Raw genomic sequence first — 17285 nt, forward strand, 5'->3', positions numbered from 1 at the left:
TGGAAGTGTTGCAAGGCATTAAGCTAACCTGTACTAATTGCCCGTGAGGCTTAACCATACAACGCCTAAGTAGCTTTTACTTAGAAGTTGTAAGTTAAAGACTGACTAATTAATGAGTTAGAGTAGCGTTACTCTGATTGATGAAGATATCCAGCTTTCCAGAATTGTTATAAAAAGTTTATGCCTGACGGCAATAGCGACGTGGTACCACCTGAATCCATTCCGAACTCAGAAGTGAAACGCGTTAGCGGCGATGGTAGTGTGGGGTCTCCCCATGTGAGAGTAGCACACCGTCAGGCTCCCAATTCGAAGAAGCCCGCTCATTTGAGCGGGCTTTTTTCGTTTCTTTTCTCTGGTCAGAGTCTCTGCTAGTCAAAAGTCATAACATTAAGGCTGAATCACTTTTTGCCGGAGCCAGCCACTCAGTTATTTAAAATATAATTGTCTGTCTACCGAAGGATTTCAGAAGAGGGATGATCATTGAAAAGTTGATAGAAAAGGGGAGCAGAGAGAGAAACGGATAGCCAAACCGGACACCGATTGTGAGTATCCGGAGGGATCATAAAAAAGAAGACTTACTGAGAAGTGAACTTAGTGCGCTGGAAAAACATCCATTCCAGAGACACAAATGCGATGAGCATGGTTACCGGCACCTGATGTGACGGAATGAATCCCAGAGATTTGAATAAGATACTGGCAATAAATGCATAAGCGAGCAGGCCGGTATGCTTAAGAATTGAGGCCCTGTCCGCGGGCTTCAGTATGGCTTTCCAGTTAAACACTGTTCCTCCTATCCGGTGACTAAGTCGAAGCTCCCTGTCAGCGCCTGAAGGCCGTCCTGCAAGGGATGTAAACGTTATATCGGATAAAGTGTGCCAGTGAAATGGCTCTGCGTTGAATTACCGGAAGGGACGGCTAACGGGTTAAAATAAACCCAGTTGCTGGTTGTCTATATCATCATAGTTGATCCCTGTTGCCGGCAGGATGCTTTCAGCAATGGGTCTGATTTGTTTTTCAATATAGTGTTCATAGTCATGTGGTTGAGTGACATACCCGACAGCCTGCGGTCCTGCTATAGTGACAACATAACGCACTGTAGTTTTGTGCTGGTATTGCAGAGGTTTGCCTGTTGCCAGATTCATCTCATCAGCCTGACGTGCAGCTTTAACATGAGGCGGTTGCGTGCGTGTATAAGCGTTCAGAGGCTTTCTGAGCCGCCTTGCGTACACCAGAAAGTCATCCAGTTTACCGGCGCGGATATCACTGAGTAATGTTCTGATGTAATCCACAGGAGACTGTTCTGCGAAGACAAGGGCGTAAAGCTTTTCCTGAAATTGACGTGCCAGCGCAGTCCAGTCTGATCTGACATTTTCCAGCCCTTTGAAAATCAGTTGTTCCTTACCCTCTTTTACCACCACGCCGGCATAACGCTTCTTGCTACCTTCTTCTGAACCACGGATTGTGGGCATAAAAAAGCGGCGGAAGTGGGTTTCAAATTCAATTTCAAGATGACAGTGTAAATCAAAATCCTGTTTTAACGTCTCACGCCAGCGGCGGTTGATCATGTCCTGTAACTGCGTACCAATTAATTCAGCTTGCCGGGGTGTGCAGTCATCACCTGTGAATACAAATGTAGAGTCCGTATCGCCGTAAATCACTTCGTAGCCGGCTTCTTGTATCCAGCCGGCAGTGGTTTGCATGATGTCGTGTCCCCGCATAGTGATCGAGCTGGCAAGACGGGGATCGTAGAAAGGGCAACCGCCACTACCGAGCACACCGTAAAATGAATTCATCAAAATTTTTATCGCCTGAGAGCGCGGCGCATCCTGCTGCTGTTTAGCTTCATCACGTTGTTGCCAAAGTCCTGCAATGATATCGGGCAGAAAATGCTCCGTGCGGGAGAACATGGCTCCTCTGTAACCTTCTATGGCGTTTTCAGGGTGCAGTAACCCTTCAGCCAGACCAAGGGGGTCAATAAGAAAAGTTCTTATGATAGAGGGATACAGGCTCTTAAAATCCAGTACCAGTACATTCTTATACAGCCCGGGTCTGGACGTCATCACGTAGCCTCCCGGGCTTGCAAGACCGCCATTCTCCGGGCGGATTCCACATATATATCCCTGTCTGTGCAGCTTAGGCAGATATACGTTTATAAACGATGCAACTGAGCCGCCGGGCCGGGTCATATCCAGTCCGGTAAGGGTGCTGCGTAAAATGAGAAAATCAATGAAACGTGTATGTTCCGCGATGTCGTTTACCAGAACACAATCCTGATGATTGTATGCGAGTAGCTGAGAAGGATTCTCGCGGTATAAGGTTTTAATTTCTTCAAGTTTATCCCCGCCGGTAATCAGCTTTCTTTTATTCAGCAAGGCATTTGCAACAAAGTCCAGTGCGAAGCTTTCGAACTGCCAGGTCATGGTTTTCAGCGCATCAATGCCATCAATGATACAGCGGCCGGGAATCTCTGCTATCACCTGTGAGCCGTCTTCCCACTCCCGTACGGTAAGGGTTTCTCCCTGGCGGCCCAATGTCAGCGGAATGCCTTGTCGCCGTGCCATTCTGTTAAGCACAGCGAGGTCAAACTGCTTGATGTTCCAGCCCAGTATGACATCAGGATCCAGCTTTGCGACAGCCTTGCAGAAAGCGGTAAGGACTTCTTTTTCACCGGGCAGATTAATGACATCAAAGGTCGCAAATTCGTCAGTGACCGGTGTGGTTCCTGCAGTATTCAGCCATACACGGTTCATGGTCTCAGAAGCAACAGCGATGGAATACAGGTTTTCCTTTTCATCACACTCAATATCAACAGATACGCTGGTCAGTTGCGGACGAAACTGTGCCCCTTTCACTTTGGCGTTCACAACCTCATTATGAACCTGCGTCCCGTAAAAACTTACAGCTCCGTACGCAAAACGCTCCATCAGAAAACGGTCTTCAGACTTAATATCTCCCTCGTACAGTGGCAGCCCTGCGCTCTGCATCCCGCGACGTAATTTGTGCCTTGTGAAGTCGTCAGCACACCGCAGTAGTATGACTTCTTCCTGTTCCAGGGTTTTGAAATTGACCGCTTCCGGGGTGATATCCAGGCCTTTCGCCCGGATCAGATTTTGAACCTGTTCCAGATGAGATGTTCTGATGAAGCAAACGCTGGTTTGTGGCTCAGAGATAAGCCGCACCGGACCATTCTCAGTGGAAATCCACAATTCAACGCATTCGCGGCTATCCCTGCGAATGGTCCGGCGGGATAAAATGAAGCCTTTGCCTGTCACTATTGAGATTGTCCGTCCGTAGCAGAGGGCTGACCGGTCACTATTTTATCTCTGCCAGTTTCCTTTGCCTCGTACAACGCTTCGTCTGCGACAGCAACTACTCTGGTCATATTGGAAAACGAAGTGGCATCGACAAGGCCGACGGATAACGTGACCTGCATCGTTTTGATTTTCAGTTCATCAGGAATTTTCCGGACGCTGCCGGCAAAACGCTCAAGCATGTCCAGCGCGTCGTCCGTCCCGGTATGGGGAAACAGGAAAAGAAATTCCTCTCCACCAATACGGCCCAGAATATCCGTTTTCCTGAAATGCTTATGCGCCTTTCTGCCAAAGGCCCTGAGCACATCATCCCCGGTTTGATGGCCGTACTTGTCGTTAATTTGTTTAAAATGATCGAGGTCAATAACCGCTGCTGTCAAAGGCGTTTTGTGTCTTTGGGCCATCTGATACTGTAACTCAGCATCTTCCATGGTTTTCCGGCGTGTCATTAAACCAGTCAGGCCGTCATAGTTTGCCAGTTGTTCAAGGCGTTTCTGATGACGTTTCCCATTAAAATACAGCCAGCTCAGCAGGCCACATACCACAATAAGCAATCCGATAAGTGCAATTGTATAGCGCTGAAGGCGCTGTTCATTCTTTAACTGGTTTTGCTGACGTAAATTTTGCTCTTCCAGCAGGGCATTTTGCGCCCGCTGCTTTTCCACATCGAAACGGGTCTGTAATTCCAGAATTCGCCTGGAGTTAATTTCTTTCTGTAACAAAGCGCGGTTCTGCCTGTTTTGCAGTAATACCAGATAGGCAGACTGGTGCTCACCTTTGGCGGCAAAAGCGCGGGCTTTTGTATCTGCAATGGCAATTCGTTGTGACAAAAAGGATTCACCCGTGGCCATTTCCTCAGCTCTGGCCAGTCTGCGTAAAGCCTCTTCCGGCTGACCCTGATCAACGGCAATTTGTGCCTTTTCAATTAAGACTTTAATTTGCATAAACGGATTGCCAGCCTGCATAAACAGACTGAGGGCATCATCTAAAAACGGCGATGCATCGGCGGTCATCCCCCGGTCAATCAGCTCAGATGCAATAGCTTCATAACTGAATGCAGCACCCTGTAAATCGCGGATGTTAAGGGCAATATCTGCAGATTCAAGAAGCAGGGTCATGCCTTCATCACCATCGCCGGTTTGGATAGTGGCTTTGCCTAATCCAAACAGGGTATTCGCCAGTTCAAGGCGCACATTATTTTGCCGGTACCAGGTTTCAGCTTCGCGATAGAAACGCAATGCCATTTCAGGTTCCTGCCGGTATTCGTATACAAGGGCAATCATGCTGGCAAAATCAGCCCGGCTGAAAAAAGCACCCGGAGATTCAAGCCGGCGGTAACCTTCCTGAAATAACGCAAGGGCTTCGCTGTACTGGTTTAAAGTTACATTGATATAACCGTTCACACTGATTGCATAAAACAACAGGGCTTCGTCATCACCGTCACGGGCCCGGGCCAGCGATTCTGCCGCAGCAGAGATCATGGATTGAGCAAGACCCAGTCCGTCTCTGGCTTCTGCCAGCGCCAGCGTCAGATAGTCATTTAAAGGGGGAGGCGGTGCCAGTGCCAGACCTGCTAAAGCGGCTTCTTCCGCTTTTTCATGCAAAGCAAGCGCGCCATTTGCACGGCTGATGAGGTAAAAATGCAGGGCTCGCTGTTCTGAAGACAGTTCATCATTGCTGGCCGGTAATGCGTCGAGTACGTCCTGCGGAGAGTTTCTTACACCGGCAAGATGCACGGCGGCATCACCTGTCCACAAGTCTGCGAATACGTTGAAACTGAGAATACTGAAAGCAAGCAGGCCTGCCAGGTATCTTTTAAACCGGTAAGCCGGATACATCACTGTTCCTGTCAGCATAAGAAAAAGACGGTGTATCATAGCCTGATGCGGGCGGGAGGCCAAACATAACCTGCAACAGTTCAGCCCGGGAATATTAATGTGCTTCGTCGTCCGGGGTCAGTACCGGTAAAGTGACTTCAAATACGGTACCTTTACCCACCTTACTACTGACTGAAATTTTGCCTTCATGTTGTTCTATGGCTGTATAAGCCACTGATAACCCGAGCCCCTGACCCAGCCCTTCCGGTTTGGTTGTGAAGAACGGATCAAATATCTTCTTAACGTGCTTTTCTTCAATGCCTTCACCACTGTCGATGATCTTGATGCGGACCGTTGTGTCATCACCATGCACATCTACTTTTACAAACCCTTTATGATTGATGGACTGGGCCGCATTGATCACCATATTCATCAAAGCCTGTTTAAGGCTGCCCGGCTCGCAATAGATTTTCAGGCCGGCGGGTTCACAGGTGACTTTAAACGTGGGCTTTTTGTATTGGACTGATACCAGCTCTGCCATCTGCTTTACCGCTTCATCCAAATCCATCAGTTGCCATCCGGCCGAATCTTCCAGTGCAAACCGCTTAAGGTTCTCGACAATGTCCCGCACACGGATAAGGCCGTCTCTGGACTCATCAATCAGCGGAGTCATATCGTCTTTTAATAAGTCGTAATGATGCTCTTCCAGAAGGCCCGTGATTAGCGTGCGTGTTTTTTCATCGGTATTTTCAATATTGTCTGCCAGCGTGTCGCACAAGGTTATCAGGTGTTCACCGTATTGCTTTAAAGTGTCCAGATTGGCTGAGACAAAGCCAATGGGATTATTGATTTCGTGGGCAATGCCGGCTGCCAGTTGTCCCGTAGAAGCCATTTTTTCTGCCTGGATAAGCTGGCTTTGCGCTGAGTCGAGTTTCTTGATGAGTTTAAGTTGTTCTTCATGCTCACGTTTCAGCGCTTTGGATAATTCCTGCTGGGCAATGAAGTAACTGGCCTGGGCGGTAACGTCCTGAAGGAAAATACACGCCAGCTTGCCATGCTCCGGAGAAGATAAGGGCACGATTTCCATATTCTGGTACATCTGTGTCTCTTCACCGGTAATGGGGCGGCTACTTTTAAACGGAAAAATATGCGGGCGTTGTTCCCAGTAGCTGAAACTGGGATGTTGAAGAACGAAGACAGATTTAATTCTGCGGCGCAGAAACTTTTCCTGCTCTGGAAAGAGCTCTGCTACCGGCTTTTCCATGTAGTCAGCACGGAGTCCGGTTTCCATGCGGTCGATAAAAAAGTCGTTGAGGAAAATGACCTGGTAATCTTCATTTACAATGCAGATCCCAACCGGTAATTTGCCAAAAAGTTGCTCGAACATTAACCCAGCAATTCATCAATAGTTTCGGTTAGCCGTACTAGTGACGCACGGTCGAGACAAAAGACTACCCGCATGGAAAATGAAGAGAGCTCAATATCGAACTGCACTTCCATTACCAGGCTATGCTGCCAGTTAAGTTCGGTGAATGATGCCTTATTCGGAGAAAACAGCGTCGGCATATTCAGGTTGGTTGCCAGTTCAAGCTGGTTCGATAAACCGGCCAGACAAGCGCCGGCCAGAATATTTGACAGCTCCAGTATGGTTTCTTCAATATCACTCTGGCTGAGCGGTGCCTCGTATTCGAGCAGGCTGGCCACTTCGGTTAAACCCTGCTCTGATACTACCGCCATCACTTCACCCTGGATATCTCCAAGGAAAGATTGTCTGGTGTAAAACGCATTTTCACTGCGATTAATAAGTGTAAATAATTCGGCTGGCGTAACGGCTGATATTTTAGGTATGGAGATACCTATTTTAGTTTCTATCAGGTGCGCCAGCGAATTAGCAGCTTGCCCCATAGAGATATTCATTAGCTCCTGAAGGGCGTCACGTTGATCTTCTGTGAGGGAAATAACACTGCTCATAGATACCCCAGCTCAAACAATGTCATGGCTAATTCTTCTTTATCGAGAGGCTTTCTGATGAATTTGTGCGCCCCCAGATCCATAACAATGCGTTGTTTTTCAGGCTGGAAGTCAGCACTGATCACAATCACATCTGGTCTTTCTTCTTTGTCCGCGAGGTATTCAAGCACACCAACACCGTCCACCTCGGGCATAGTCAGGTCGAGTAATAGTAATCTGAACCCGTTCTTTTCGAGCAGATCAATTGCTTCCCTGCCATTCGCAGCTTCTGTGACAGTAAACTCGATTTCAGGCGGAAGCGCTTTTAGTACACTTCTTCGTGACAGACGCGAGTCATCGGCCACAAGTAGCGGAACTGTCATTCTTACCTCCAGACAATTTCGAACCTATCATGAGTATTTGCGATATTTTCATTCCTGCAAGTCCACCTGAAAAAAAATCTTTCAATTTCGACTATTTGCTAATATCACGTCATTTTGAGTATAGGTCTTTTGTGACATTTGTGTGTTATTCTTTAGGTGAAATTTTCTGCACAAATGTCACTAAAAGCTTCCCAAATCCAGTGTAGCTAACTTCTCACCTGTGCTACCGGATGCAACGCCATAATCTGATATAAGCCGTCATACTTAAGAATGTTACAAACGGCTGCCTGCCTTCATTTTCTCCAGTTGAGAAACCATTGCCTGAGCGATATTCTCAAGTGGCAAAATCTTTTCCGCCGCCCCCAGCGAGACGGCAACTTTAGGCATACCGTATACCACACAGGTATCTTCATTCTGACAAATGGTGAATGCGCCTTTCTCTTTCAGAGCCAGCAACCCGTCAGCGCCGTCTTTACCCATACCTGTCAGCAAACTGGCCACTACGTTACTGCCGGCAGATTCAACCAGCGAGGTAAACATCATATCCACTGAGGGCTTGTGGCCACTGACACGGGGCCCGTCATTTAATCTGATCCGGTAATCGGCACCACTGCGGATGATCTCCATATGTTTATCGCCGGGAGCCAGGTAGCCGTGGCCGGGAAGTAAACGCTCATCACCCCGGGCTTCCACAATTTTTAACTGGCTGCAGGCATCCAGCCGCTTTGCAAAGGTGCTGGTGTAACCCGGTGGCATATGCTGGGTGATAACCGTCGCCGGTGCATTGGCCGGTAACGCACTGACTATGGTTTTTATCGCTTCCGTGCCGCCGGTAGAAGCGCCAATGGCGATGATTTTCTCAGTACTTGAATAGGTGAGTGCTGTCGTTGTTTTAACTGTGGCCGGCTTTTGCTGACGTACCCGCGAGCGGGCTGCCATACGTATCTTTGATAAAATCAATTCGCGGTATTCTTCTATTCCCTGCACAACTCCCAGTTTGGGTTTAGGGATAAAATCAACAGCGCCAAGCTCCAGTGAACGGATGGTGGCATCAGCGCCTGCTTCCGTGAGGGTGGATATCATTACCACCGGCGTGGGACGAGCTTTCATCAGTACATCGAGGAAACGCAGGCCGTCGACCTTGGGCATTTCTATATCCAGAGTGATGACATCCGGATTGTGTTCCTGCACCATCTTTTTAGCGACATAGGCATCGGGTGCGGCACCAACCAGCTGCATATCGCTTTCGCTTTTTACGATTTCGCCAAGCAGATTTCTGATTAACGCGGAGTCGTCTACAACAAGTACTTTTATCGTCATGGCTCACCTAATCAAACTGTTCAAATTCACTCTGTTCAGGCCCTTGTTTCAACTTAATGCGGTAAGCACTTTCCCGGTCCATGATCGTTGAATTATTGAATTTCCGTATCCGTTTCACGAGTACCTGTCCTGAGTCAGGGAAGAAATATATTTTGCGGGCGTAGTCTTCCATTAAATCGCTGGCAACGATTGGAATGCGCTCTCTTCGTAAGTAAGCAGTTACAAACTCTGAGTTCATCTGGCCAACATTGGTGACGGATATACCCGCAACCACATTTCCGCCGCCAAATACTTTGGCTTGCAGATGCCGCTTATCGGCACCTAAATTCATCATCTGATTAATCAACAACTCCATGGCATACATGCCATATCGGGAGGCTTCACAAAATTCACCTTCAGAGCCTCTGTCTGAGGGCAGCAAAAAGTGATTCATGCCGCACACGCCGTTGTGCAAATCCATCAGACAAGCAGACACACAGGAGCCGAGAACTGTGACCATCAGTGTGTCATTGCCGGTAGAAAAATACTCTCCCGGCAGAATTTTTACAGCCTGCCGGACAAAGCGGGGATCATAATATGTGTTGGCTTCGTGCCCCACGCCGTCCATGAAGGTTTCAGCCATAGCGTCTGTCTTCACGGGCCGGTTTGTAAATGGTTTTCCCCACTGGCGTAACGATCTGTGAATCCTTATTGAAGTTCTCTGAATGTCCGGCGATGTATAAACCGTCATCCGGTAACAGTGCCACCATGCGTTTCAAAATATTCAACTGGGTGGGCTTATCAAAATAAATCATCACGTTACGGCAGAATATGACATCAATGGGTCCCCGTATTGGCCAGGTCACATCCATCAGATTGATGCGTCTGAAACTGACATTTTTTCGCAGTTCCGGTACTACCCGCACTTTACCTTTCTGGCTGCCTTTACCTTTGTGCAAAAACTTCTTGCACTGGTGCGGTGTCAGTTTGGTTGTCGCCTCGCTGTTGTATATGCCTGCGCTGGCTTTCGCCAGTACCTGGCTGTCAATGTCTGACGCAATGATCGATACCGGATTATCAAAACTGTCGAACACCTCTGCCACTGTCATTGCGATGGAGTAGGGCTCTTCGCCGGTACTGCTGGCTGAACACCATATTGTCCGCTGGCCCGGATGCGTCCGTAGGTAATTTGCCAGCGCATCAAAGTGGTGGGCCTCACGGAAAAATGAAGTCAGGTTTGTCGTCAGGGCATTGATGAAGTTCTCGTCTTCTTCAGGCGTACGTTTCAGGTATGTGAGGTAGTCATCGAAGCTGTTCAGCGACAACGCCCGCAGTCTGCGGGCGAGTCTGCTGTACACCAGTGAATCTTTTGTATCTGTAAGATTGATCCCTGCCTTTTGATATAAGGTTCGTCTGACTCTCTCAAAATCCTCTTTATTAAACGCAAATTCTTGCCGGGCGCTCTGGCTCATACCGGCCCATCTCCTTTAAAAACTTTCCCATTCTTCCGTATCTTCAGGGGCCGCTGCCTTTACTGCAGGTTTGCTGCTTTTCCCGTTTGATCCGATTGCTGCTGCCGGCTTGCGGGACTGAGATTTCGGTCTTGCACTAATGGCAGGTAAGTCTTCCATCGGGTCTGCTGAGCGGTCTTTATCACTTAATTTAAATGTGGCCACACGCTCTGACAGTTGTGCTGCCTGCTGACGCATACTTTCCGCTGCTGCTGCGGCTTCTTCGACCAGCGCCGCGTTCTGCTGCGTCATTTCATCCATTTGCGTAACGGCTTTACTGATTTCGTTTATGCCGTTGGACTGTTCAGAAGACGCCGCAGCAATTTCTGACATAATGTCGTTAACCCGCTTAATCGAGGTAACCACTTCGCCCATGGTGTCGCCGCTCTGTTTCACCAGCGTGTTGCCGCTGCCAATCTTATCTACCGAGTCTGAAATCAGCTCTTTGATGTCTTTTGCAGCTTCTGCAGAGCGCTGTGCCAGCGTTCTTACTTCTGAGGCGACTACCGCAAATCCGCGTCCCTGTTCACCGGCACGGGCGGCTTCTACGGCGGCATTCAGTGCCAGAATATTGGTCTGGAAGGCGATGCCGTCTATTACGCCGATAATGTCTGAAATTTTCTGGGCTGACTCGTTGATGCTGCCCATGGTTTCAACCACGCGCTGAATCATATTGCCGCCGTTTACGGCGATAGATGAAGCCTGTGATGCAAGGCTGTTGGCCTGCTCGGCATTCTCTGCATTCAGACGCACAGTACCGGTCAGTTCTTCCATTGAGGACGCCGTTTCTTCCAGACTGGACGCCTGCTGCTCTGTCCGGCTGGATAAGTCTGCATTTCCGCTGGCGATCTCACTGGACGCACTGCTGATGGTTTCAACAGCGTGGTTGATGCGTGAAATGGTGACCCGCATATCACGGATAAACTGGTTGATAGACTCGCCCAGCACTTTGAACTCGCCTTCAAACTCGTGTTCAATCTCGCAAGTCAGATCGCCCTTCGCCAGTTGGGTCATAACTTGTTTAATATCGTAAACTGCAGTGGTACGGGCGGTGACATCGGTTGCGTATTTCACCACGCGGAAAGGTTTGCCATTCTGGTTCAGAATGGGGTTATAAGAAGCCTGAATCCAGATTTCTTTGTTACCCTTGCCAAAACGTTTGTACTCGCCAGACTGGTAGACACCGTGATTCAATTGATCCCAGAACGAACGGTAATCATTGCTGTTGCGGGTTTCCTGGTCCACAAACATGCTGTGATGTTTACCTTTAATTTCATCAAGGGTATAGCCCACTGTGTTCAGGAAGTTATCGTTGGCATTCAGGATCATGCCATCCATATCAAACTCAATCACAGCCTGAGATTTACCAATAGCCGAAATCTGGCCTTCGAAATAAGCGGTACGTAACTTTTCTTCGGTAATGTTGGTCGCGTATTTCACTACTTTGAAAACATTGCCGTCCATATCCAGAATAGGGTTGTAGGAGGCCTGAATCCAGATTTCTTCACCGGCTTTATTAATTCGCTTAAACTCACCGGAGAAGAACTTACCCTTCTTCAGGTCAGCCCAGAATTGAGAATATTCCTCTGAACCCCGGGTTTCTTTATCTACAAACATTCTGTGATGCTTGTCTTTTATTTCATCAAGGGTGTAACCCACTGTGTTCAGGAAGTTATCATTAGCCCACTGGATAATACCGTCCACATTGAACTCAATGACCGCCTGAGATTTCCCGATGGCGTTAATTTGTCCTTCAAAATAGGCATTTTTCAGTTTTTGTTCAGTGATCAACGTGGCGTATTTAACGACTTTGAAAACCTTGCCGTTCATATCGATAATCGGGTTGTAGGATGCCTGAATCCAGATCTCGTTGCCGCCTTTGGCAACCCGTTTATATTCCCCTGACTTAAAGTTGCCGCCCCGTAATTCATTCCAGAAATTGCTGTAAGCAGCACTGATTTTTTCAGACGGCTCAACAAACATGCTGTGGTGCTGGCCCTTTATTTCATCCAGGTTGTAGCCGGTGGCACTTAAGAAATTATCATTGGCCCACTGAATGTTGCCGGAAGTATCAAATTCAATAACGGCCTGAGCTTTACCAATTGCTTCAATCTGGCCTGAATAATCGGCATTTTTCAGTTTTTCTCTGGTTATATCGATAGCAAACTCAACCACTTTGGTGACCTTGCCGGCAGTGTCGAAAATCGGGTTATACGAAGCCTGCACCCAGAACTCTTTGTCATCTTTGCCAAAGCGTTGATATTCCCCGGAGTCAATTTCGCCGCGCCGTAATTTATCCCAGAAGTCTTTATATACCTGATTGTGAACCAGCTCCTGTTTCACGAAAGCGCTTTGATGTTTTCCCAGTGCTTCCGCCCGGCTATAGCCGGTGAGCTTCAGAAAATTCTCATTCACGTCGATGAGTTCACCCTCTGCTGTGTATTCGGCCAGAGCCTGAACCCGGTGAAGGGCCTCCAGCATGCCGCTTTTCAGCAGAAGTTCTGTTTGATCCACCCATTCCACCATGGTGCCCACTGAGTGGCCTTCTTCGTCCTTCAGCGGGGTGAGGGTGAGTTTAAAATTAACTTTGCCCACAACGATGTTTGACGACATCGGACGCTTGAGCTCTGCCAGCATGCCTTTTTGATGAGCGGGATTCTTATGGAACTGATCGATGTTCTCGCCAATCAGATTGTCTGCTGAAAAATGCGGCAATACTTTCTGTAATTCTGCTTCGTTATCCTTTAATAACTTAACGACGGCTTTGTTGGCGTAGACAATATTTCTGTCTGCGTCAGCCATCATGATGCAGCAGGTAGAAGCATCGACAGCCTGCGATTTACGCAGCATCTGAATTTTCTGATCACGCGAAGCTTCGCTGTTGATCCAGTCAAACATACCCATAATTACTCTCCCTCACCGGTCAGTTGCTCTGCAACAAGACCGATTTCTTCGCTGGAAATTAGTTGTTCAATGTTAACCAGAATGACCATATGGTCATCCACAGTTGCCAGCCCTTTCAGGAACCGGCTGTCGAAAATCACCCCGAAATCAGGTGGTGGCCTGACTTCATCTTCCGTAAGGCGTACAACATCCGAGACGCCATCAACGACTATGCCCACAACACGGTTATGAACATGCAACATGATGACGATGGTGAATTCATTGTAGGTCGGATCCGGAATATTGAATTTAATCCGCAAGTCGACGATGGGGACGATGTCACCGCGAAGATTCAGCACGCCTTTGATAAATTTGGGCGCATTGGCGATGGGGGTGACTTTCTCGTAGCCGCGAATTTCTTTTACTGAGGTAATATCGAGGGCATATTGCTCAGAGCTTAAAATGAAACTTAAGTATTCCTGAACATCTTTAGATGCGAGATGGTCTCTGGCATGGGCACTCATAATACTTTTTCCTCTTCATGAACAGGTTTGCACAAGTCTGCGATGGCATCTGCATCCAGGATCATGGCAACACGGCCATCTCCCATGATGGTGGCACCGGATATGCCGGGCACTTTACGGTAGTGCTGTTCGAGACTCTTGATCACCACCTGTTGCTGGCCGAGCAGAGAATCGACCTGAATAGCAAAGCGACGTTTGCTGCTTTCCAGCAGTACAACAATCCCTTTCGTGGGGTTCGTAACAGCATGGTCCACATGCATCATCTGGTGAATCGGTACCAGAGGCCAGTACTGCTCTCTTATCCACAGCAGATGTTCGTTCTTAATCAGTTTGAGCTGTTCTTTTACCGGTTGCAGCGATTCGATGATATTGACCAGCGGGATGACAAAAATCTGGTCGCCCACGGCAGCACAAATACCGTCCACAATAGCCAGCGTCAGGGGCAGGTGGATATGAAAGGCTGACCCGAGACCTTTATGTGAATCGATTTCTATGCGGCCGCCAATCGCTTCAATATTCCGGCGGACAACGTCCATACCAACACCACGACCGGACACGTCAGTTACTTCCGCTGCCGTGGAAAATCCGGGCTGGAAGATCAGTAACCAGACCTCGCTGTCAGGCATGTCCGGTGTCACCGGCAGGCCATTTTCTGTTGCTTTGGACAGAATGCGTTCACGACTGAGTCCTGCCCCGTCATCAATAATGCTGATGACAATCGAACTGCCACGCTGTGCAGCCCGTAAAATCACGGTACCATTTTCAGTTTTGCCTGATGCGACCCGGTCTGCCGGCTTCTCTACACCATGATCGATACTGTTTCGTACCAGGTGAGTCAGAGGGTCGACCAGTTTTTCAATCATGCTTTTATCGATTTCAGTTGCGCCGCCTTCAATAACGAGGTCAACCTTTTTGCCGAGTTTAGAAGACAGATCCCGCACAACACGGGGGAAGCGGTTAAACGTCATATTCACCGGCAGCATACGCATGGACATTGCCGATTCCTGAATCTCGCGGGTATTGCGCTGCAGTTCTGCAATGGCTGTTTGCAGCTTCTGACCTATGGCTCCGGTGACTTCATCACCAATCATCGACAGCATGGACTGGGTAATAACCAGTTCACCCACCAGGTTTACCATCTGATCAATTTTAAGGGTGTCAACACGAATAGAAGACGCTTCTTTGTTAGCCGCAGATTTCGCTGCAGCTTTCTTTGCCGCAGGTTTAGCGGCTGCTTTCGCCGCCTCTGCCGATGCGGCTTTGGCGTCTTCTGCAACGGCTTCAACCGGTTTGAAGAAACCGTAACCTTGCTTTTCTTCCGGTGATGCAGCAGGTTGAGGCTCATCATCAAAGAAGCCAAACCCGTCTATATCGTCATCTTTTGTTTCTGCTTTTGCCGCTTCATTTTCTGTGTTTTCTGCGACTTCCGCTGTTTCTGCTGCGGGCTCGTCATCATCATCATCGAAAAAGCCGAAACCATCGATATCATCGTCATCTGCCGCAGCGCTTTCTGCAGCGGGTTGCGGAGCATCTGCTGCCTGTCCGTCGGCTGCAGCCAGCGCTTTTTCGAGGGCTGCTACACCGGAGTCTATGTCAGATTGAGGAAGCTCACTACTGGTTCGATATGCATCCAGAATGACCTTGAGTAAGTCTACCGTTTCAAGAAACAAATCAACGGTAGGCACGTCCAGCGAAATGGTTTGTTTGCGGGCTTTGTCGAGCAAATTCTCCATGACATGGGTGAGCCCGGTAAGCGCATCAAAACCGAAGATTCCACTACCGCCTTTGATTGAGTGGGCGGCCCTGAAAATACTGTTGAGTTGCTCAAGATCGGGATCTTCGACATCCAGTTCCATGAGGAGCTGTTCCATGTCATCCAGGTGTTCCTGACTTTCGTCGAAGAAGACCGCGTGGAATTGTTCGATATCGATAGACATAGTGACGCTTCCTGTTACAACTAACCGAGAACCTTACCTACAACCGCAAGTAATTTGGCAGGGTCGAAAGGCTTAACCATCCAGCCTGTGGCACCGGCAGCTTTCCCTTTTGCCTTCATGTCGTCACCCGCTTCCGTGGTGAGCACGATAATGGGCGTACGGGCATAGGCTGACATACCGCGAAGGTTTTTGATCAGCGTCAAACCGTCCATTCTTGGCATATTCTGGTCAGTTAAAACGAAGTCGAAGCGTTTCACTTTGCATTGATCTAACGCATCCTGTCCGTCTACGGCGGTAGTTACAGGGTAACTGGCTGACTTTAAGGTCACTTCTACCATCTGGCGGATTGATGGTGAGTCATCAACAATGAGGATATTCTTACTCATAATACTCCCGACAATTTTTTCACGTGTTGCGCCGAATCCGGCGATTCCATGTCATCCCGGCTAACAAGCGAGCCGCGCTGGTGGTTGCTAAAATAATTCAATTTCTCCGGCATCGATGCTGCTGGCAGATACCGGATTATGATCGAGGTTAGCCCGGTTTTTCATGCTGCTCTGCAGCTCTTCCAGGTTCTTTTTAACCGTGGCAATATCATTGGTTCCCAGCAGAGGCAGTTGCTCATTAACGATGGTGAGCATTTCCTGGGTATAGGTGAGGTTCTGACCGTTAATGTCGCCAAACTGCATGCCGCGGATAGCAGAGCCGATAGCACTGTCCAGCTGACCGGAGATCCCTTCAAGTTCATTCGTTGTGTTCGCGTCGCTCTCAGCTTTTACGATAATCGCGTCCAGCTCTCCCTGAATGTCCCGCTTTGCTGTAATGATATAGCTTGTATCCTGGGCGGCGAGTGTGCGGACATCCTGCGTGAGTTCATCAATTTGCACGCCGATGTTTTCCATCTGTTTCTTGATAACGCCGCTGAACTGAGTGGAGCGGTTCGACAGAGCACGAACTTCGTCTGCAACAACAGCAAAGCCGCGGCCTGCTTCACCGGCACGTGCCGCTTCAATTGCAGCATTCAGTGCCAGCAGGTTAGTCTGGGCAGAAATATCATCAATATCGCCAAGGGCTTTAAGCACTGTAGGCATGGTGTCGTAGATACGGTTTACTTTTTCCAGAATGGTGGTGGTGCCTTCTGAAATCTGTTCGGTAGACTCAAGGAATTTATCCAGTGACTTCTCTGTTTCATCAGCAAAGGTACGCATGCGGTTTGAGTACATTTCGCCGCTGTCAGAATCTGCCTGAATCAGTCGGGTAATACAGGTGTTTTGCTCGCCTACAAGGCGTTGCAAATTGAGGAAAGCTTCACTTAGAGTGGTTACCGCATCGGTTTGTGTATTGAAAATGTCAGACAGGTTTTTCTCACAGTCACTGATAATTTTAGCCATATCCTGAGTTACCGACATCATATCGCCGGTGACTTCCTGTTGTTCAAATACAGGCTCAGCGTGTACAGCCTGAGTTTCGGCCTGTGGTTCTGTATCTCCTGATTGCATTTTTGCTGCCAGAAAAACGCCGATGGAAGAAACGACTATTGCCGGATAAGCAAGACCCATTGACACTAAACCAAAGCCCACAACAAGGCTCACGCCTGCACCAATCATTGCAATTGGTGGTGTATTTTTTATTCCGACCATAATTTGATTGTCACTCATCATAATACATTC

Annotated in this window: 14 protein-coding genes and 1 rRNA gene; 1 reads left to right on the top strand and 14 read right to left on the bottom strand. The window is 48.5% G+C overall.

Annotation, left to right across the window (positions count from 1 at the left end; all coding sequences use genetic code 11):
* Positions 1–183: 183 nt before the first annotated feature.
* Positions 184–299: ribosomal RNA gene (rrf, locus tag ACXAGR_RS00005) — 5S ribosomal RNA — on the top strand.
* A gap of 276 nt (positions 300–575) precedes the next feature.
* Here the strand turns inward: rrf and ACXAGR_RS00010 are convergent.
* From ACXAGR_RS00010 to ACXAGR_RS00075, 14 genes are all read right to left on the bottom strand, one after another.
* The gene (locus ACXAGR_RS00010) at positions 576–782 is read right to left on the bottom strand and encodes a hypothetical protein (RefSeq protein ID WP_119502497.1); all 207 of its coding nucleotides are present in this window, start codon (positions 780–782) and stop codon (positions 576–578) included.
* A gap of 141 nt (positions 783–923) precedes the next feature.
* Positions 924–3272, bottom strand: a complete 2349-nt coding sequence (locus tag ACXAGR_RS00015) for a DNA polymerase II (protein ID WP_474847374.1) — start codon at positions 3270–3272, stop codon at positions 924–926.
* Complete coding sequence (locus ACXAGR_RS00020) at positions 3272–5188, bottom strand: tetratricopeptide repeat-containing diguanylate cyclase (RefSeq protein ID WP_474847376.1); 1917 nt, start codon at positions 5186–5188, stop codon at positions 3272–3274. The genes ACXAGR_RS00015 and ACXAGR_RS00020 overlap by 1 nt, the downstream gene beginning before the upstream one ends.
* A 55-nt stretch (positions 5189–5243) precedes the next feature.
* Positions 5244–6515, bottom strand: a complete 1272-nt coding sequence (locus ACXAGR_RS00025; RefSeq protein WP_119502494.1) for a sensor histidine kinase — start codon at positions 6513–6515, stop codon at positions 5244–5246.
* Positions 6515–7099: a chemotaxis protein CheC gene (locus ACXAGR_RS00030; RefSeq protein ID WP_119502493.1), complete on the bottom strand. Its 585-nt coding sequence runs from the start codon at positions 7097–7099 to the stop codon at positions 6515–6517. The genes ACXAGR_RS00025 and ACXAGR_RS00030 overlap by 1 nt, the downstream gene beginning before the upstream one ends.
* Positions 7096–7461, bottom strand: coding sequence for a response regulator (locus ACXAGR_RS00035; protein WP_119502492.1), 366 nt, complete (start codon positions 7459–7461; stop codon positions 7096–7098). Before ACXAGR_RS00035 ends, ACXAGR_RS00030 begins: the two co-directional genes overlap by 4 nt.
* A 273-nt stretch (positions 7462–7734) precedes the next feature.
* Positions 7735–8781, bottom strand: coding sequence for a protein-glutamate methylesterase/protein-glutamine glutaminase (locus ACXAGR_RS00040; protein WP_119502491.1), 1047 nt, complete (start codon positions 8779–8781; stop codon positions 7735–7737).
* Positions 8782–8788: 7 nt separating this feature from the next.
* Positions 8789–9403, bottom strand: coding sequence for a chemoreceptor glutamine deamidase CheD (gene cheD, locus ACXAGR_RS00045; RefSeq protein ID WP_119502490.1), 615 nt, complete (start codon positions 9401–9403; stop codon positions 8789–8791).
* Positions 9396–10232 (bottom strand): CheR family methyltransferase, encoded by an 837-nt coding sequence (locus ACXAGR_RS00050; RefSeq protein ID WP_474847378.1) that lies wholly within the window; start codon positions 10230–10232, stop codon positions 9396–9398. Before ACXAGR_RS00050 ends, cheD begins: the two co-directional genes overlap by 8 nt.
* A gap of 15 nt (positions 10233–10247) precedes the next feature.
* Positions 10248–13175 (bottom strand): methyl-accepting chemotaxis protein, encoded by a 2928-nt coding sequence (locus ACXAGR_RS00055; protein ID WP_474847380.1) that lies wholly within the window; start codon positions 13173–13175, stop codon positions 10248–10250.
* 2 nt (positions 13176–13177) lie between these two features.
* The gene (locus ACXAGR_RS00060) at positions 13178–13678 is read right to left on the bottom strand and encodes a chemotaxis protein CheW (RefSeq protein WP_119502487.1); all 501 of its coding nucleotides are present in this window, start codon (positions 13676–13678) and stop codon (positions 13178–13180) included.
* Positions 13675–15615: a chemotaxis protein CheA gene (locus ACXAGR_RS00065; RefSeq protein WP_474847382.1), complete on the bottom strand. Its 1941-nt coding sequence runs from the start codon at positions 15613–15615 to the stop codon at positions 13675–13677. Before ACXAGR_RS00065 ends, ACXAGR_RS00060 begins: the two co-directional genes overlap by 4 nt.
* Before the next feature lie 20 nt (positions 15616–15635).
* Positions 15636–16001: a response regulator gene (locus ACXAGR_RS00070; protein ID WP_119502485.1), complete on the bottom strand. Its 366-nt coding sequence runs from the start codon at positions 15999–16001 to the stop codon at positions 15636–15638.
* Positions 16002–16088: 87 nt separating this feature from the next.
* Positions 16089–17276: a methyl-accepting chemotaxis protein gene (locus ACXAGR_RS00075; protein ID WP_474847384.1), complete on the bottom strand. Its 1188-nt coding sequence runs from the start codon at positions 17274–17276 to the stop codon at positions 16089–16091.
* Positions 17277–17285 lie beyond the last annotated feature (9 nt).

Source organism: Alteromonas sp. ABH4_457, assembly GCF_056160625.1.

Bases quoted from the DNA above. Each gene is read 5' to 3' on its own strand.
- cheD (WP_119502490.1), bottom strand. From the start codon at position 9,403: ATGGCTGAAACCTTCATGGACGGCGTGGGGCACGAAGCCAACACATAT.
- ACXAGR_RS00070 (WP_119502485.1), bottom strand. From the start codon at position 16,001: ATGAGTAAGAATATCCTCATTGTTGATGACTCACCATCAATCCGCCAG.
- ACXAGR_RS00030 (WP_119502493.1), bottom strand. From the start codon at position 7,099: ATGAGCAGTGTTATTTCCCTCACAGAAGATCAACGTGACGCCCTTCAG.
- ACXAGR_RS00040 (WP_119502491.1), bottom strand. From the start codon at position 8,781: ATGACGATAAAAGTACTTGTTGTAGACGACTCCGCGTTAATCAGAAAT.
- ACXAGR_RS00020 (WP_474847376.1), bottom strand. From the start codon at position 5,188: ATGATACACCGTCTTTTTCTTATGCTGACAGGAACAGTGATGTATCCG.
- ACXAGR_RS00075 (WP_474847384.1), bottom strand. From the start codon at position 17,276: ATGATGAGTGACAATCAAATTATGGTCGGAATAAAAAATACACCACCA.
- ACXAGR_RS00055 (WP_474847380.1), bottom strand. From the start codon at position 13,175: ATGGGTATGTTTGACTGGATCAACAGCGAAGCTTCGCGTGATCAGAAA.
- ACXAGR_RS00035 (WP_119502492.1), bottom strand. From the start codon at position 7,461: ATGACAGTTCCGCTACTTGTGGCCGATGACTCGCGTCTGTCACGAAGA.
- ACXAGR_RS00025 (WP_119502494.1), bottom strand. From the start codon at position 6,515: ATGTTCGAGCAACTTTTTGGCAAATTACCGGTTGGGATCTGCATTGTA.
- ACXAGR_RS00050 (WP_474847378.1), bottom strand. From the start codon at position 10,232: ATGAGCCAGAGCGCCCGGCAAGAATTTGCGTTTAATAAAGAGGATTTT.
- ACXAGR_RS00060 (WP_119502487.1), bottom strand. From the start codon at position 13,678: ATGAGTGCCCATGCCAGAGACCATCTCGCATCTAAAGATGTTCAGGAA.
- ACXAGR_RS00065 (WP_474847382.1), bottom strand. From the start codon at position 15,615: ATGTCTATCGATATCGAACAATTCCACGCGGTCTTCTTCGACGAAAGT.